A 15,796-nucleotide genomic window follows, 5' to 3' on the forward strand; every position below is an offset into this window, starting at 1 on the left:
GCTGCGGTTTCCTGGCGGCGCGGATGCCGACGCTGGAAAAACTGGGAAAGCGGCGCTACTCGCGCACGATCATCGCCTCGGATGCGCCCGCGGCCCAGGCCGCCCGCAGCATCGAGTCGAGATCGGACCGGCCGTCGAACTGCAGGGCGATCGTGTACCAATTCGTCCCGTCGGCCGGCTCGACCGCGAGTTCCACGGCCCCCTTCGAGGAAAGGATCCGCGCGACCGCCTCGGCTTCGCCGCGGTCGTCGAAGGTGCCGACGGCGACGTAGGGCGCGGAGGGGGACGATGCGCCCGGGGCGCCGCGGCTGCGCTCCCAGGCGGCAACGATCTGCGACGGGGTCATGCCGGTGTCGAAGGCGCCGAAGGGATCGGCCGAACGGGCGACACGCTCGTCGGCATAGGACAGGGAAGCGAGCCGCACGCCGGTTCCGTTGAAGGCGATCTCGGGCCGTTCCGGCACGGCCGGCCCGAACGCCGGCAGCGGCAGGTCGCCCGCCGAGGCAAGCAGCCCGGCCGAGGCGAACGCCTCGCCTGCGCCGCCGCGCGCGGTCGGGGTCGGCCCGTTCATGGCGATCATCACGCCGGTTGCGATCTCGCCCGGCAGGTCGAACGGGCTGCCCCCCTTGCCCGGCCGGTAGGAGGCCATGAGATACTGGTCGTCCTGGCCATGCAGCGGCGCGCGGCCGACATATTCGACCTTCACCTTCGCGACACCGGCATGCTGATAGTCGAGAAGCTCGGCAGCACGCTTCGACAGGTCGATGATGCGGTCGTTGGCATAGGGCCCGCGGTCGTTGACGCGCACGATCACCGAGTTGCCGTTGTTGGTATTGGTCACCCGGGCATAGCTCGGCAGCGGCATGGTCGGGTGCGCGGCCGTCAGATGCGTCATGTCGTAGACTTCGCCATTGGCCGTCAGCCGGCCGTGGAAGGCGTCACCGTACCAGGACGCCGCGCCGACCTTGACGTAGTCGGGGTCTTCCTTCGGCTTGTACCACTTGCCCCTGACCTTGTAGGGCTTGCCCAGCTGGTCGCGACCGCCGCCGCGCGGCACGCGCGCGCTCTTGTCGGCGACGACGACGGGGCTCGCCTTCACGCCGTAGACGGATTCGGCGAAGTACTCCTTGGACCGCTTCGAGACCTTCGAGGTGGAGATCGGCGACTGGCCTGCGCAGGAGGCGAGGACGACGCCGCATGTGGCCACCGATGCGAGGGACAACAGACGTCCCCTGCGCGCGCGCATCCCTTGCAACATGCAGTCTCTTCCCCGGTTAACCCTCTGCCGCGCCATGCGATTGCAGCGAGCCTTGTCATCATTTCTGGCCGACCGCCCCCGCGATCCCGCCACCCGACAAGCTCTAGCGAGCCAATGCTTAGCGACTTCTTAACTTTCTGTGACCGAAACAGGGCGAGATTGTGACATTGGGGCACCGTCCTCGTCCGCCGGCGGGCTGCGCCCCGCCGACAGCGACGACGATGCCCGCCGATCACCGGATGACCAGCACCGAGCAGCGCGAGTGCCGCACCACGCGCGCGGCCGTCGAGCCGATCAGGTAGTCCTGGAAGCCCGGACGATGCGAGGCGATGACGATCACGTCCGACCCGTGTTCCTCGGCCCCGGCCAGGATGGCGGAGGCCGGCTGGCCGATCCTGACGTCGACCACAGCCTTCAGGTTCTCGCGCTGCGACAAGTCCTCCAGCCTTCGGATCGAATCGTCCTTCTGCCCGGCGAGGATGCCGCTCGGCAGTTCCACGGCGACATAGCTCGGAATGTCCTCGACGACGTGCAGCAGCACGATCTGCCCGGCTTGCCCGCCGAGATGGCGCGCCGCGTCGATCATCGCCTTCGCCTTCGCATCGTCGTGCAGGTCGATCGGGACGAGAATTCTGGAATACATGGCCATACCCTCCGGCTGTCATTTGCTGGAGAAGACCGTGCGGCAGGCGGCGGCGGCCGTCCTTGCGCTGGATCAACCGGCGCGGCGAGGACGGAAAGGGCCGGTCATCCGTTCAGCGGATGGGCTGACAGAAACGCCAGGACCCGCTTCTTGAACGTGCGGTCGCCGACAGAAAGCATATGGTCCCGGCCCTCGATCGCGAAGGCCTCGGCATTCGGCATCAGGCCGGCGAGGAGATCCGGCGAGCCGGCGATGTCGTCGGTCGTGCCCACAGCCACCAGCGTCGGCTGGGCGATGCGCGCCGCATCCGCCTCCGTGACGAGGTCCCGCGACGTCGCGATGCAGGCGGCGAGAGCCTTGCGGTCGCTGCCGGTCTGGTCGGCGAAGGCCCGGAACATCCGCCCGCGCGCATCCGGAATGGCGGCCGGATCGTCGGCCAGCAGCGCATCTGCGATCGGGTCCCAGTCGCCGACGCCTTCCACCATGCCGATGCCGAGCCCGCCGAAGACGAGCGTCGCGACCTTGTCTGGATGCAGCAACGCCGTGAAGGCGCAGACGCGCGCGCCCATCGAGTAGCCCATGAGGTGGGCCCGGGCGATGCCCAGGTGATCGAGCAGCGCGGCGGCGTCGGCCGCCATCCTCGCCGGCCGGTAGTCCTCCGGCTCGTAGCTCTTCTGCGACTGGCCGTGCCCGCGGTTGTCGAGGGCAACGACGCGGTAGCCTGCCTCGCGCAGCGTCTTGACCCAGCCCGGCGAGACCCAGTTCACCCGCATGCTCGACGCGAAGCCGTGGATCAGCAGGACCGGATCGCCCTCGCCCTCGTCGATATAGGCGAGGTCGAGGCCATCGTGATGAAAGCTGGGCATGCGGTCGCCAGGGTCCTGCGGTCAGCCGCCGGAGGCGGCGTCGATGATCGGGTGGGAAAGGCGATCGCCGACGGCGATGCCCTCGCGCTCGGCCGTCCCCGCATTCAGTTCGAGGACGTAGCGCACCGCCTCGCCCGGCGAGATCGTGTCGGTCGAGAACGGAACCCCCGGCAGGATCGCGCGGACCTCGCCCTTGTCGGAGACGAAGAGGAGATCGAGCGGCAGGATTGTGTTCTTCATCCAGAACCCGACCGGCAGGTTCTGCGGAAAGACGAAGAGCATGCCCTGGTTCTCCGGCATCCGCTCGCGGAACATCAGCCCCCGGCTCCGCTCCTCGGGCGTGTCGGCCACCTCGATCTGGAAGCGCACCTCGCCCTCGCCCGTCGCAGCCACCAGCGGCGCCGGATCGACCGGCAGGATCATCGGGCTGCCTGCCTCCTGGGCGAGCACGGCAGCAGCCGGCATGAGGAAGGCGAAAAGAAGAAGGGCTGGAGCGAAGGCCAGCCCGGTCAGTCGAGGCATGTGATGCACCTTGTCAGTTGGAGAACGGCAGCGTCCCAACATCGGGGTGAATTTCGGCAGCCATAAGGCCCTTGTCGCCGCGTCCGAAGCGGACCAGCACGACCTGACCCGGCCGGAGCTCCGCGATACCGAACTGGCGCAGCGTCTCCATGTGGATGAAGATGTCCTCGGTGCCCTCGCCGCGGCTGAGGAATCCGAACCCCTTGGTCCGGTTGAACCACTTGACCAGCGCCCGCTCGAGGCCGCTTTCCGGCCGCACGCTGACATGGGTTCGCTGGGCGGGAAGCTCCTTGGGATGCGTGGCGGTGCTGAGGTCCATCGACAGGACCTTGAAGCACTGGAACCCGCGCTCGCCGCGCCGCACGAGGCAGACGATGCGCGAGCCTTCCATCGCGGTCTGGAACCCGTCGCGGCGCAGGCAGGTCACGTGCAGCAGGATATCGCCGTATCCCGGTTCGTCGGGAAGGATGAATCCATAGCCCTTGGCCACGTCGAACCACTTGATGGCGCCTGCAATCTCGGTGAGATCCTCGGCCTCGTTGCTGCCGCCAGCGTTCACGAACCCTGCCCTGATCAGATCTCGCCCTTCCGAAGAGGATTTTTCCCCCATCCGAACGCACCTTCCGTCGTAAACTCGACTGATTCCCAACGGCAGGATACCACCCTGCCTGCCCCTGTCAGCAGGCAAACCACATTTTTTCCCGTTGTGACACCACCAATTCAAGCTCGCGCAAGCTTCGGGAAGCTTAGCCCGCCTTTCATTGCCAATCGGCGCGGACAGCGCCATATGCAGCGAGCGGATTCCAAACCGACAATGTCAGGATATCAACACATGCGTTATCTCCACACCATGGTTCGCGTCACGGACGTGGACGCATCGCTCGACTTCTACTGCAACAAGCTTGGCCTGGAGGAAGTCCGGCGGATCGACAACGAGAAGGGCCGGTTCACGCTGATCTTCCTGGCCGCACCGAAGGACAAGGCGACCTCCGCGGCCAGCCGCGCGCCGGAACTGGAGCTGACCTTCAACTGGGATCCGGAGGCCTATTCGGGCGGCCGCAACTTCGGGCACCTCGCCTACAAGGTCGACGACATCTACGCGACCTGCCAGCACCTGATGGACAAGGGCGTGACGATCAACCGCCCGCCGCGCGACGGCTACATGGCCTTCGTCAAGTCGCCCGACGGCATCTCCATCGAGCTGCTCCAGGAAGGCGAGGCGCTGGCGCCGCAGGAGCCCTGGGCTTCGATGCCGAACACCGGCAGCTGGTAGGTCTGAACGGTCAGCCGGGCGGAGCCCCTTCCAATGGGGCACGTCCGGCTTGCACCGCCGACCTTGGCCTGCGGCGCAAGTGGGGATTGCGCTCGGCTTTCGCCGTGCTAACACGGTGCAACACGCACGGCGCAACGGTTGGGGGGTGCATCGCATGAAGGAAGTGCTGGTCGAGCTGGAACGCCGGCGAGAAATCGCCCGCCAGGGCGGTGGCGCCGACCGCATCGCCGCGCAGCACCGCAGAGGCAAGCTCACCGCGCGCGAACGCATCGCGGTGTTCCTGGACGAGGGCTCCTTCGAGGAGTTCGACATGTTCGTCGAACACCGCTCCACCGATTTCGGCATGGAGAAGACCAAATATGCCGGCGACGGCGTCGTCACCGGCTGGGGCACCGTCAACGGCCGCACCGTCTTCCTCTTCGCCAAGGACTTCACCGTGTTCGGCGGCTCGCTGTCGGAAGCGCATGCCGAGAAGGTGGTGAAGGTGCAGGAGATGGCGCTGCGCAACCGCGCGCCGATCATCGGCCTCTACGATGCCGGCGGCGCCCGCATCCAGGAGGGCGTGGCGGCACTCGGCGGCTATGCCGAGATCTTCCAGCGCAACGTGCTGGCCTCCGGCGTCATCCCGCAGATCTCGCTGATCATGGGTCCCTGCGCCGGCGGCGACGTCTATTCGCCGGCCATGACGGACTTCATCTTCATGGTGCGCGACACGTCCTACATGTTCGTCACCGGACCCGACGTGGTGAAGACCGTCACCAACGAGACCGTGACGGCCGAACAGCTCGGCGGCGCCTCGATCCATACGACGAAGTCCTCGATCGCCGACGGCGCCTACGACAACGACGTCGAGGCGCTGCTGCAGATGCGCCGGCTGATCGACTTCCTGCCGGCCTCCAACACGGCCGAGATTCCCGAGATCGAATGCTTCCAGCCGGTCGACGAGATCGACCCGTCGCTCGACCGCCTCGTGCCCGACAGCGCCAACAAGCCCTACGACATCAAGGAACTGATCCTGAAGACCTGCGACGAGGGCGACTTCTTCGAGATCCAGGAGAGCTTCGCGAAGAACATCGTCACCGGCTTCGGCCGGGTCGAAGGACGCACCGTCGGCTTCGTCGCCAACCAGCCGATGGTGCTGGCCGGCGTGCTGGATTCGGACGCGTCGCGCAAGGCGGCCCGCTTCGTGCGCTTCTGCGACTGCTTCAACATCCCCATCGTCACCTTCGTCGACGTGCCGGGCTTCCTGCCGGGCACGGCGCAGGAATATGGCGGCCTGATCAAGCACGGCGCCAAGCTGCTCTTCGCCTATGCCGAGGCCACCGTTCCGAAGATCACCGTCATCACGCGAAAAGCCTATGGCGGCGCCTACGACGTGATGGCCTCGAAGCACCTGCGCGGCGACATGAACTATGCCTGGCCGTCGGCGCAGATCGCGGTAATGGGCGCCAAGGGCGCGGTCGAGATCATCTACCGCAAGGACATCGCCGATCCGGAGAAGATCGCCGCCCACACCAAGGCTTACGAGGACCGCTTCCTGTCGCCCTTCGTGGCCGCAGAGCGCGGCTATGTCGACGAGGTGATCATGCCGCACTCGACCCGCCGCCGCATCGCCCGCGCGCTCAGGATGCTGCGCAACAAGGACCTGCAGAACCCCTGGAAGAAGCACGACAACATTCCGCTGTAGGGGGCGCATTGAAGGTTTCGGGCAGGTGATCTAGATTTGCGTCATGCGCACCACCCTGGAAATCGACGATGACGTGCTCGAAGCGGCGAAGCGCATAGCGAACGCCGAGCGCAGGAGTGCGGGTCAGGTTCTGTCCGATCTGGCGCGCAGGAGCCTCGAGGATGCGCCGGTGCTTCGCGATCGACAAGCAATCGCAACGACAGAGCGCAACGGCTGGATCATCCTGCCTGACCGTCCCGGACGCGTGACCGCAGATCGGGTCGAGCAACTGTTGCTGGAAAGCGATCTGTCGGACGCGCTCCAGGACTGAGGTCGATGCGTTCGCTGCTGGACGTGAACGTACTCCTGGCTCTCTTCGATCCGATCCACGTCCATCACGAGAAGGCCCATCGATGGTGGGCCGGAAATGCGGATGCGGGCTGGGCTACCTGTCCGCTCACGCAGACCGGTTTCCTCAGGATCATTTCAAACCCGAGTTATCCAAGTCCCATCACTCTCCTGGATGCCCATTCGATCCTGTTCCGCCAGCCCCGCGCCAGCGGTCACGCGTTCTGGACGGCTGACATCTCTTTCTCCGACCCAGCCCGCTTCGATTTCTCATTCGTGCGCAGCCCCAAACAGTTGACCGATATCTACCTGCTGGCACTTGCTGTCTCGAATTCAGGGCGTCTGGTGACCTTCGACGCTCGCGTTTCGCCCGCGCCCGTGCTCGGAGCAGCGACCGAACACCTTGTCGTTCTGAGGTGACCGGCCGATCCGGCAGGATCACCGCACTCCGAACGGCGTCACCTCTTCGTATCCCGCCGCCAGGTTCAGCATCGCCTGGTCGGCGCGGGGCGGGCCGATCAGCTGCAGGCCCATCGGCCGGCCGTCCGGGCTGAAGCCGACGGGCACGTTGACCGCCGGGCAGCCGGCCATGGTGGCGAGCGCCGAGACCTCCATCCAGCGGTGGTAGCTGTCCATGGTCGTGCCGGCGATTTCGTCGGGCCAGTGCCGCTCGACCGGGAACGGGAAGACCTGCGCGGTCGGAATCGCGAGACAGTCGAAACGCGCAAACAGCGACAGCAGGTGGCGGTGCCAGGCGGTGCGCAGCTGCGATGCGGCGAAGATCGTCGCCGCCCTGAGATCCAGCCCGCCCTCCACCTCGAAGATCGCTTCCGGCTTCAGCAGCGCCCGCTTCTCGGGGTCATCGTAGAACGGCTTGAGCGCGCTGCCGGACGTGAAGTGGCGCAGCGTGACGAAGGCCTGCCAGAGCGCCTCCATGTCGAAGGCAGGCAGATGCGGCTCGACCGCCGCGCCCGCGCCTTCCATGAGGCGCAGCGCGGCGTCGCAGAGGTCGAGAATGCCGGCCTCCATGGCGAGCTTGCCGCCGAGGTCGCCGAGCCACGCGACGCGCGCGCCCCGGATCGCCGGAACGAGATCTGCAGCGAAATCCGGCCGGCCGTCGAGCGACAGCGGCGCGCGGGCGTCGTAGCCGGCCTGGACGGAAAGCAGCAGCGCCATGTCGCGCACGCTGCGCCCCATCGGCCCCTCCACGCCCATCTGCGCGACGAAGCTCTCGGGCGACGGGCCGGCGGGCACCCGCCCCTGGCTGGGACGGAAGCCGTAGACGTTGTTGAAGGCGCCGGGATTGCGCAGCGAGCCGCCCATGTCGGAGCCGTCGGCCACCGGCAGCATGTGCAGCGCCAGCGACACCGCCGCGCCGCCGCTCGACCCGCCGGCCGTCAGCCCATGGCCATAGGCGTTCAGCGTCGGACCGAAGACGGGATTGTAGGTGTTCGAGCCGAAGCCGAATTCCGGCACGTTGGTCTTGCCGATCAGGATGGCGCCGGCGGCACGGATGCGCTCGACGAAGATGTCGTCGACGTCGGGAACATGGGTGGCGAAGAGCGGCGAACCGAACGTGGTGCGCAGACCCTTCGTCTGGGCGAGGTCCTTGATCGCCATCGGCACGCCGAACAGGGCACCGGAGGCCTGGCCGCGGGCAAGCAGGGCATCCGCGGCCTCGGCCTCCTTGCGCAGGTCGTCCCGGTCGCGCACCGACACGATCGCGTTGACGTGCGGGTTGACCGCCGCGATGCGGTCCATGAAGGCATTCATCACCTCGACCACGGAGAGCTGCCGCGTGCGTATGGCGCTGGCGAGGTCGGTGGCGCCGAGCCTGCAGATGGCGTCGGGCGGTGCGAAACGGCCCTGTCCCGGCTGCGGAATCTCTGTCATCGCGTCCCCTCCCCGTCGCTGCCTACGGACAGGGATTGCCCACCCGCTGGTGGATGTCGTCCACCGCCTTCTGCATCTCTTCGGTCCACGAAACATCGGCCGAATCGAGGGCGATGCGCAACTGCTCCATCGTCGTCGCCCCGACGATATTCGACGTCATGAACGGCCGATGGGTAACGAAGGCATTGGCGAACAGCGCCGGCGCCATGTCGAAGCGCCGCGCCAGTTGGCCATAGGCGACAAAGGCCTCCGCCGCTCCCGGCGTCTCGTAACGCTGCAGCCTGTCGAACAGCTTCTTGCGCGAGCCTTCGGGCAGCGCGCCGTCATCATACTTGCCCGACAGGTAGCCCTGGGCGAGCGGCGAATAGGCGAGCAGGCTCACCTCTTCGCGGCGGCAAACTTCCGCAAGGTTCACCTCGAAGGTGCGATTGACGAGATTGTAGGCGTTCTGCAGCGAGGCGACGCGCGGCCCGCCGCCCTTCTCGCTCTCGGCGACATAGCGCATGACGCCCCAGGCGCTTTCGTTCGACAGACCGAAATGGCGGATCTTTCCGGCCTTCACCAGTTCGTCGAACACCGAAAGCGTCTCGGCGATCGGGGTTTCGTCGGCGAGCGGCGCGGGCGGGCTCGTGACGCGGCTCGGATTGGCGCCCCACGGCATCGGCCGCTCGGGGAAGTGGATCTGGTAAAGGTCGATCCGGTCGGTCTGCAGCCTCGACAGCGACTTTTCGACGGCATCGAGAATGTCGGCCCGGACGAGCCTGGAGGGACGTCCGCCGCGGAACCAGTCCATCGCCGTTCGGCCCACCACCTTGGTGGCGAGCACGATGTCGTCGCGCTTTCCGGTGTGCCTGAACCAGTTGCCGATGATCGTTTCCGTGCGCCCCTGCGTCGGCGCCCTGGGCGGGATAGGATACATCTCGGCCGTGTCGAAGAAATTGACGCCGCGCGCGACGGCCATGTCCATCTGCGCGAAGCCCTCGGCCTCCGTGTTCTGCTCGCCCCAGGTCATGGTGCCGAGGCAGATGGTGGACACGGACAGGCCGGTGCGGCCGAGCGGGCGCTGTTGCATGCGAGACTCCGTCAGGATTGGAAAGAGGCGGGGGCGACCCCCGAGGCAGGTCGCCGATCCTAAGGCCGGATCCGTCGCGAGACAATCAGGCCCGCTGCAAAGGCGGCTTTCAGTTCCAGGTGATCGTGGGCGTATCGCGGAAGGCGAAACGTTCGAGATGGCTGCCGATGACGCCGCGCATGCGCTCCAGGTCCTCCTCGGTCGCGGCCGAGACGTCCAGGACAAGCACGTCGTCGGCAGCCTTCAGAGCGCAGGTGCCGAAGGGAAAGCGGATGGTGCCTTCCTCGGGCGTGAACTCGGCGGGGATCTTGTGCCCGAAGTGCTTGCACAGCTGCTGCAGATAGCGGCTGGCCGACTGCGTGTGCACGTCGGCACGGGACGACAGGGCGTAGGTGGATTCACTCATTCGATCTCTTCTCCGTCTGGACCGGCAGAGATTGGCCAAGTCTTGCGCGAAGGCAATCGAAAAAGCTGACCGGAATGTGAAACTTCCGTCATGATCTTCGGGCTCAGCCCCGGGCGGCGGCCTTCCGCTTCTCGCGGTCGATCATCATGTTCGCGATCTGCATGCGCACCACGGCGCGGTCGCGCAGGTGCGGTACGACCCGGTCCGGATGATTGGCCAGCGCGAATTCCCGGCGGATGCGGTCGAAATCCTTCGGCCAGCGGGCATTGGCCATGCGCAGTTCCGCAGCGATGTCGTCCGGATCGGTCGACGGCAGCGGCTCCGGCGTCTCGATTCCCGGCGCAGACTGAACGGTTTCCCGCTCGCTGGTTTCGCCATAGACCTTCGCGACGAAATCGGACGGCACGCTCTTCCAGAGTTCTTCCACTGCCGCGTCGGGCGTGACGAAGCCGAAGGGAACCGACGGACGCGCGAGCGCGTCGTCGTCACGTTCTCCGCGGGCGAGAAGCTCGTCGAGAAGAGTGGTGAACTCGCTGGTGGTGAAACCGTTCATGCCCTGGGTCCTGCGCCCATCAACGCGGGGATACTCGAATAGGTTGCCGACGCTACGGCGAAACCGATTAACAATCCGGTCCTCAAACCCGTCGAAATTGAGACGCCTGGCTGCAATCGTTTGACCGGCCACGCCGTGCACCCCGAGCGGGGAGACTGCGGCGCATATCAGCCATGCGTTATGCTGCACTGCACAAACGTCATGAAACTCCGATATTCAATGCTTGCGGGAGGAGAAAGACCTGGAGCATCCAAATGGGTTTCATGACCGAACTCTTCGCCCGCCCCCGCCCGACGGAAGAACAGCGCTACCGGTCCGCCATGGTCCTGCTGGGCGCCATGAGCGGCGCGGAACGGGCAGACATCAACATCAAGCCGGCCGACTTCCCGCGCATCGCGCGCCAGATGGCCAGGCGCTGAAGCGGCCTGTCGGAGCCGGGCCCGCCGCTGCGCCCGGCCGTCCACAGATGCGCCGCAAAGCATCTGGAGTATGATCTTCCCGTCGAGGGGGAGATTCGCCATGTATCAGACGCGCTTTGCCATGATGATCCTTGCAGGCGCAGCCTTCTTCGGTCCGCCTGCAGCCGCACAGCAGGATGGCGCAGCGAGCGGGCCGGCGGAAGCCGTGCAGACTCCGGCCCCGCAGGACGACCTGCTCCGACAGGCGCGGGACCTGTTCGAGGCGACGCGGGGCGAGGCGTGCGACGGGTCGCGTTTCGGCGAAGATCCGCGGCCAGACATCTACACGATGACCTTTCGCCCGTCCTACGCGGACGACGATGCGCCGCTCGAGGAGGCGACGCTGATCCGCTTCTTCTGCGGGGCCGGCGCCTACAACGAGACGCATGCCTATGTCCTGCATACCGCATTCGACGGGCTGCGCCGGCTGTCCTTCGCCGAACCCGAACTGCAGATCCGCCACGAGGACGAAGATACCGAAAAGCCGGTGGAGGAGATGCGGATCATCGGCTTCACCGCACAGCCGGTTCTGGTGAACTCCGAGTTCGTTGCCGAAGACCACGCGATCCTGTCCCATGCGAAATGGCGCGGCCTTGGCGACGCCTCGTCGACCGGGCTCTGGCTCTTCCGCGATGGCGACTTTTCGCTGGTCAGGTACGAGGTCGACCCGACCTATGACGGCGAGATCAACCCGGAAACCGTGCTGGACTATTATTCGGCGCCGTAGACCTGCAGGAGGGGGATGCGCCTATTCTCCGAAGCCCCCGCCGGACATCCGGGGCGACAGGCGGATCAGCCGCGAATCGAGCACCGCGGCCTGCCGGTGCACGACCGCCTTCTGGTATTCGGGATCCTTGACCATCTCGACGAAGGCAGCACCCGAGGGATACTCGGCGATGAAGCAGCGGTCCCAGCGTTCATCCGAAGGCCCGATCAGCATCAGGCGGAAATCGCCGGACCAGGCGATCCGCCCGCCGACCCGCCGGAAGACCGGCCCGCTCTCGCGGCCATAGGCGGCGTAGGCCTCCGCGCCTGACGACCCGCGTCCGTCGGGATAGGCCGCAATCTCGCGCAGGCGCACGAGGTTCAGCATGTGGATCGGCCCTTCCTCCGGCAGGCGCCGGAATTCCCCGAACGTCTCGCGCGTCGGATCGATGAACCCGCTCATGAAGTCTCCTCCTCGACGATCGCCGCCGCGCCCTACCGCGCCGACAGCATCCAGTTCAGTGTCTCCCGCCAGTCCGTCATGCGGATGGGTGTCCCGTGGGTCCCGCTCTCGAAGCGCACCATGCGGATGGGATAGCCGGGCGCTGCGGCGCGGACCGACCGGTAGAAGGCTTCCATCCGGTCGACGGGAAAGACCTTGTCGCGGCTTCCCTGCCCGATGAACAGGGGCACCTTTGCCCTGAAGGCTGCGCTGCGGACATATCCGTCGTCCCACAACGAGCCGAGGAGCAGCAGGCCGCCCAGGCGACCGACAAGTTCTCCGTCCTTCGCCAGTCGATGACAAAGCGCGCCGCCTGCGGACCCGCATGCAATGAAAACCGGAGCCTGTGGCGATTTCTTCGCGTAATGGTTGATCAGACCTGCAACCGCCGCCGCGCCGGCATCCCCGAAATCCGGAAAATCGGGCGACAAATAGAGCCCGTCATTGTCGACCATCAGGTTCTTGATCCGGTTGAAGTTGCCGCCGAACGTGAAGTCGTCGACACCCTGCTTGCGGCTGCCGCCCTGGCCATGGAGGTAGACCGTGATGAACCGCGCCCCCTCGGTGCGGCCGACCGCGACGTGGCCTGTCCCGTCGAGCGACAGGTTCTGCTGTTGCCGCCGCACTGAAAGCGAAACGTAGCGGGCATGGGCGCGCCGCTCCGGCACCTCGTCACGGCCATTGATGTCGCGCATCTCGCGATAGTCGACGATCCGGTAGGCGCCGTCGTCGCGGCTTTCCAGGATGCCCGGATAGGCGAAGAGATCGTCCTTGTAGGGCTTCAGCGTCTCCGCGGATACCGCGACGGTCGCCGCAAGCGAAGCGCAGGCAGCGATGAGAAATCGGCGGACGCCTGGTGGCAAAAGGGTCATGACCGATGATTAGACGGATCGGGACGGGCGATGCAACCCGGGCCGGACCATCGAGCCGGCTCGCCCGTCACCCCTGCAGCAGTCCGCCGGCGGCGCGCATGGCTTCGGGCGTGTCGACGTCGAGGAAGGCGCCCTCGCCGATCTCGACATCGACCACGTCGGCCGCGCCGCTCTCGACGATGTGTCGCGCCCCGGTGTCGCCCGACAGCGCCTCGACGGCGGCAAAGAGCGATCGCGGCAGGATCACCGGGTTGCCGCGCTTGCCATTGAACGTGGCGCGCACGATCGACAGACCGCCGGCGGTTTCGAAGGCGGCGACGAGGCGATCGAGATCGTCGACGGTTACGCCGGGCATGTCGCCCAGCACCACGAGAGCCCCTGCCGCTTCCGCCGGCAGGGCGGCGATGCCGGCCTTCAGCGAGGAGGACAGGCCGGAAGCGTAGTCCGGGTTCGCGACGAGCCGGACGTCGAGGCCGTCCAGGGCGGCAGTCGCACGCGCGGCCTGGTGGCCGAGCACGACGACCGTCCGGCGCACCCTGCTCGCCAGCACCTGGCGCGCCGTGCGGCGCAGCAGCGGCTCTCCGGCGAAATTGGCCATCAGCTTGTTTGGACCGCCCATGCGGCTCGACCGCCCGGCGGCGAGCAGAACGGCGTGGACCGCCGGCCTGTGCGGCTGCGCGGGTCGCTCGCGCGGCTGCGGCCGGGTCGGTATCTCCATCAGGAGGCCGCCGACACCCATGCCAGCGATGGCCGCCGAATCGACCGCGACCCCCGCAACCAGTCGGTCGAGGATCCAGTCGAAGCCGTTTTCCTTCGGGCTGCGCGCACAGCCCGGCGCGCCGAGGACGGGCACGTCGCCGACCCTGCCGAGCACCAGGAGATTGCCGGGATCGACCGGCATGCCGAACCGTTCGACCTGGCCACCCGCCCTTCGGATCGCGGCGGGGATCACATCGTCGGCGTCGCTGACGGCCGACGCCCCGAACACCAGAACAAGGTCGTTCTCGGCCGCAGCCGCCGCGATCGCCGTCGAAAGCTCCGCTTCGTCATGCCCCGTGCGCGCCTCGCCCGACAGCGTGCTGCCCGAGCGGACGAGCCGCGCCGCGGTCACCCGCACGGTCTTGTCGAGCACGCTCGGTTTGACGCCCGACAGCACGGTCTGCACCAGCCCGACGCGCCACGGCCGGAACGCATGCACGGCGAAGGCCTCGCGCCCGGCGCAGATCCCCGCGACGGTCCCGACCAGCGCGGCCGAAACCGCAAACGGGATGATTTTCACCGTCGCGACCATCTGCCCGGCGGACACGGCGGCGTGCGCGGCAACCGTTGCCAGCGTGATCGCGGGATCAAGGGCATTGATAGCGTCGATCAGCGCCCGGTCGACGGTGAACACACCGGCCGCCACCGCATGGAGGTTGACCCGGCCGGTCGCCGGCGCCCGCACCTCGATGCCGCGGGTCTCGAGCGCGGCGGCGATGCGGCGTGCAGCCTCGTCCTCGCCGAGATCGTCCGGTTCGAGCGCGGCCACCACCACGGCGGTGACACCGGCGGCTTGGAGTGCCGCGACGTCCTCGGCGCCGAGCACATGGCCCTTCTTCAGCCGCCTGCCGCCGGCCGTGGTCGCATGGGCGAGGATCGCGCCCCGCGCCTGGCCGGCCGGAACGGGGCCGAACCTCATCTGGCAGTGCTCTCGCCGGATGCCGCGATGCCGCGCGAACGGAAGGTGGCGATGACCTGTGCCAGCACGGCAACCGCGATCTCGGCCGGGCTCGACGCACCGATGTCGAGCCCTATCGGCGCCTGGATGCGGCCGATCGCTTCGTCCGTGGCGCCCATCGCCTTCAGCCGCTCGACGCGCTTGGCGTGCGTCTTGCGGCTGCCAAGCGCACCGACATAGAAGCAGTTGGCGTCGAGCGCCGCCTTCAGCGGAAAATCGTCGATCTTGGGATCGTGCGTCACGGCGGCCACCGCCGTGTAGGCGTCGAAGGGCCGCGCGGCCAGCACCGTCTCCGGCCAGTCGGCAAACAGCGGCACGCCGGGAAAGCGCTCGGGCGTGGCGAAGGCGGTGCGCGGGTCGACGATCTCCATGTCGTAGGCGGCGATCTTCGCCATCGGCGCCAGCGCCTGGCTGATGTGGACGGCGCCGATCACCACCAGCCGGGGCGGCGGCAGGTGGACGTTGAGGAAGAAACTCGCGCCGCCGGCCTCCACCGTGCCCGACTTGCCGGAGCGGAACGCCTTGCCGATCGCCGCGCCGAGTTCGCCCGCCACCGTGTCGCCCTCGCGCACCACGCGGTCGCGGCCGTCGCCGAGATCGGTCACCAGGATTGCAGCCTGCCTCGCCTGGCGGGCGGCATTGATCGTCTTCAGCGCATGCGGGTCCATGGGGTCCGTCCGTTCAGCCGAGCCGCTCGACATAGACCTTGATGCGGCCGCCGCAGGACAGGCCGACCTGCCAGGCCGTCTCGTCGGCGACGCCGAATTCCAGCATCCGGGGCTTGCCGCTCTCGATGATGTCGACGGCCTCGGAGACCACCGCGCCTTCGACGCATCCACCCGAGACGGAGCCGTGGAAATTGCCTTCCGCGTCGATGACCAGATGGCTGCCGACGGGGCGCGGCGCCGATCCCCAGGTCTCCACCACGGTGGCGATGGCCACGTCGCGGCCCTCTTCCATCCAGCCTTGCGCGATCAAGAGCGGATCGCGGGTCTCGTCGAGCGTCGGATTGTCCATGATGCGGCCTCCGTCCGGAATATGG

At 67.2% G+C, this 15,796-nt stretch carries 20 protein-coding genes; 6 read left to right on the forward strand and 14 right to left on the reverse strand.

Going from position 1 to position 15,796, the window contains the following annotated elements; genetic code table 11:
* Window positions 1-55 precede the first annotated feature (55 nt).
* From N1F91_RS14855 to N1F91_RS14875, 5 genes are all read right to left on the reverse strand, one after another.
* A complete protein-coding gene (locus N1F91_RS14855) occupies window positions 56-1,246 on the reverse strand; it encodes a septal ring lytic transglycosylase RlpA family protein (protein ID WP_289993656.1) in 1,191 nt (396 codons plus the stop codon).
* A 244-nt stretch (window positions 1,247-1,490) separates the two neighbouring features.
* A complete protein-coding gene (locus N1F91_RS14860) occupies window positions 1,491-1,901 on the reverse strand; it encodes a universal stress protein (RefSeq protein WP_289993175.1) in 411 nt (136 codons plus the stop codon).
* Between the two features lie 104 nt (window positions 1,902-2,005).
* The gene (locus tag N1F91_RS14865; RefSeq protein ID WP_289993177.1) at window positions 2,006-2,767 is read right to left on the reverse strand and encodes an alpha/beta fold hydrolase; all 762 of its coding nucleotides are present in this window, start codon (window positions 2,765-2,767) and stop codon (window positions 2,006-2,008) included.
* A gap of 21 nt (window positions 2,768-2,788) precedes the next feature.
* Window positions 2,789-3,289, reverse strand: coding sequence for a DUF192 domain-containing protein (locus tag N1F91_RS14870; RefSeq protein ID WP_289993180.1), 501 nt, complete (start codon window positions 3,287-3,289; stop codon window positions 2,789-2,791).
* Between the two features lie 13 nt (window positions 3,290-3,302).
* On the reverse strand, window positions 3,303-3,899 hold the full coding sequence (locus tag N1F91_RS14875) for a cold-shock protein (protein ID WP_289993182.1): 597 nt from the start codon (window positions 3,897-3,899) through the stop codon (window positions 3,303-3,305).
* Between the two features lie 222 nt (window positions 3,900-4,121).
* Here N1F91_RS14875 and N1F91_RS14880 point away from each other — a divergent pair, with 222 nt between their 5' ends.
* The 4 genes from N1F91_RS14880 to N1F91_RS14895 all read left to right on the forward strand — a co-directional run bounded on the left by N1F91_RS14880 (window position 4,122) and on the right by N1F91_RS14895 (window position 6,996).
* On the forward strand, window positions 4,122-4,562 hold the full coding sequence (locus tag N1F91_RS14880) for a VOC family protein (protein ID WP_289993183.1): 441 nt from the start codon (window positions 4,122-4,124) through the stop codon (window positions 4,560-4,562).
* 154 nt (window positions 4,563-4,716) lie between these two features.
* Window positions 4,717-6,249, forward strand: a complete 1,533-nt coding sequence (locus N1F91_RS14885) for an acyl-CoA carboxylase subunit beta (RefSeq protein ID WP_289993184.1) — start codon at window positions 4,717-4,719, stop codon at window positions 6,247-6,249.
* A gap of 43 nt (window positions 6,250-6,292) precedes the next feature.
* A complete protein-coding gene (locus N1F91_RS14890) occupies window positions 6,293-6,559 on the forward strand; it encodes a CopG family transcriptional regulator (RefSeq protein WP_289993185.1) in 267 nt (88 codons plus the stop codon).
* Between the two features lie 5 nt (window positions 6,560-6,564).
* On the forward strand, window positions 6,565-6,996 hold the full coding sequence (locus N1F91_RS14895; protein WP_289993186.1) for a TA system VapC family ribonuclease toxin: 432 nt from the start codon (window positions 6,565-6,567) through the stop codon (window positions 6,994-6,996).
* An 18-nt stretch (window positions 6,997-7,014) separates the two neighbouring features.
* On the opposite strand, the gene N1F91_RS14900 is transcribed toward N1F91_RS14895, so the two are convergent.
* The 4 genes from N1F91_RS14900 to N1F91_RS14915 all read right to left on the reverse strand — a co-directional run bounded on the left by N1F91_RS14900 (window position 7,015) and on the right by N1F91_RS14915 (window position 10,500).
* On the reverse strand, window positions 7,015-8,469 hold the full coding sequence (locus tag N1F91_RS14900) for an amidase (RefSeq protein ID WP_289993189.1): 1,455 nt from the start codon (window positions 8,467-8,469) through the stop codon (window positions 7,015-7,017).
* Between the two features lie 22 nt (window positions 8,470-8,491).
* On the reverse strand, window positions 8,492-9,541 hold the full coding sequence (locus N1F91_RS14905; RefSeq protein ID WP_289993190.1) for an aldo/keto reductase: 1,050 nt from the start codon (window positions 9,539-9,541) through the stop codon (window positions 8,492-8,494).
* 109 nt (window positions 9,542-9,650) lie between these two features.
* Window positions 9,651-9,947 carry a DUF2218 domain-containing protein gene (locus N1F91_RS14910; protein ID WP_289993191.1) on the reverse strand — a complete coding sequence of 99 codons (297 nt, stop codon included), beginning with the start codon at window positions 9,945-9,947 and terminating at the stop codon, window positions 9,651-9,653.
* A 103-nt stretch (window positions 9,948-10,050) separates the two neighbouring features.
* The gene (locus tag N1F91_RS14915) at window positions 10,051-10,500 is read right to left on the reverse strand and encodes a hypothetical protein (protein WP_289993195.1); all 450 of its coding nucleotides are present in this window, start codon (window positions 10,498-10,500) and stop codon (window positions 10,051-10,053) included.
* Between the two features lie 254 nt (window positions 10,501-10,754).
* Between N1F91_RS14915 and N1F91_RS14920 the strand changes: the two genes are divergently transcribed.
* Both N1F91_RS14920 and N1F91_RS14925 read left to right on the forward strand, forming a co-directional pair.
* Window positions 10,755-10,919: a hypothetical protein gene (locus N1F91_RS14920; protein WP_289993196.1), complete on the forward strand. Its 165-nt coding sequence runs from the start codon at window positions 10,755-10,757 to the stop codon at window positions 10,917-10,919.
* Between the two features lie 100 nt (window positions 10,920-11,019).
* Entirely contained in the window at window positions 11,020-11,685 is a 666-nt protein-coding gene (locus N1F91_RS14925) for a DUF1176 domain-containing protein (protein ID WP_289993197.1), read from the forward strand.
* 21 nt (window positions 11,686-11,706) lie between these two features.
* Here the strand turns inward: N1F91_RS14925 and N1F91_RS14930 are convergent, their stop codons facing one another.
* From N1F91_RS14930 to N1F91_RS14950, 5 genes are all read right to left on the reverse strand, one after another.
* Entirely contained in the window at window positions 11,707-12,126 is a 420-nt protein-coding gene (locus N1F91_RS14930; RefSeq protein WP_289993198.1) for a DUF1330 domain-containing protein, read from the reverse strand.
* 32 nt (window positions 12,127-12,158) lie between these two features.
* Window positions 12,159-13,037: an alpha/beta hydrolase gene (locus N1F91_RS14935; protein ID WP_289993199.1), complete on the reverse strand. Its 879-nt coding sequence runs from the start codon at window positions 13,035-13,037 to the stop codon at window positions 12,159-12,161.
* A 67-nt stretch (window positions 13,038-13,104) separates the two neighbouring features.
* Window positions 13,105-14,715 (reverse strand): molybdopterin-binding/glycosyltransferase family 2 protein, encoded by a 1,611-nt coding sequence (locus N1F91_RS14940; protein ID WP_289993200.1) that lies wholly within the window; start codon window positions 14,713-14,715, stop codon window positions 13,105-13,107.
* The gene (locus N1F91_RS14945) at window positions 14,712-15,422 is read right to left on the reverse strand and encodes an XdhC family protein (RefSeq protein WP_289993201.1); all 711 of its coding nucleotides are present in this window, start codon (window positions 15,420-15,422) and stop codon (window positions 14,712-14,714) included. The genes N1F91_RS14940 and N1F91_RS14945 overlap by 4 nt, the downstream gene beginning before the upstream one ends.
* A 13-nt stretch (window positions 15,423-15,435) precedes the next feature.
* Complete coding sequence (locus N1F91_RS14950; protein WP_289993202.1) at window positions 15,436-15,771, reverse strand: XdhC family protein; 336 nt, start codon at window positions 15,769-15,771, stop codon at window positions 15,436-15,438.
* Between the last annotated feature and the right edge of the window lie 25 nt (window positions 15,772-15,796).

Origin of the sequence: Aquibium sp. ELW1220, assembly GCF_030398385.1 — a bacterium.
Classification (GTDB): domain Bacteria; phylum Pseudomonadota; class Alphaproteobacteria; order Rhizobiales; family Rhizobiaceae; genus Aquibium.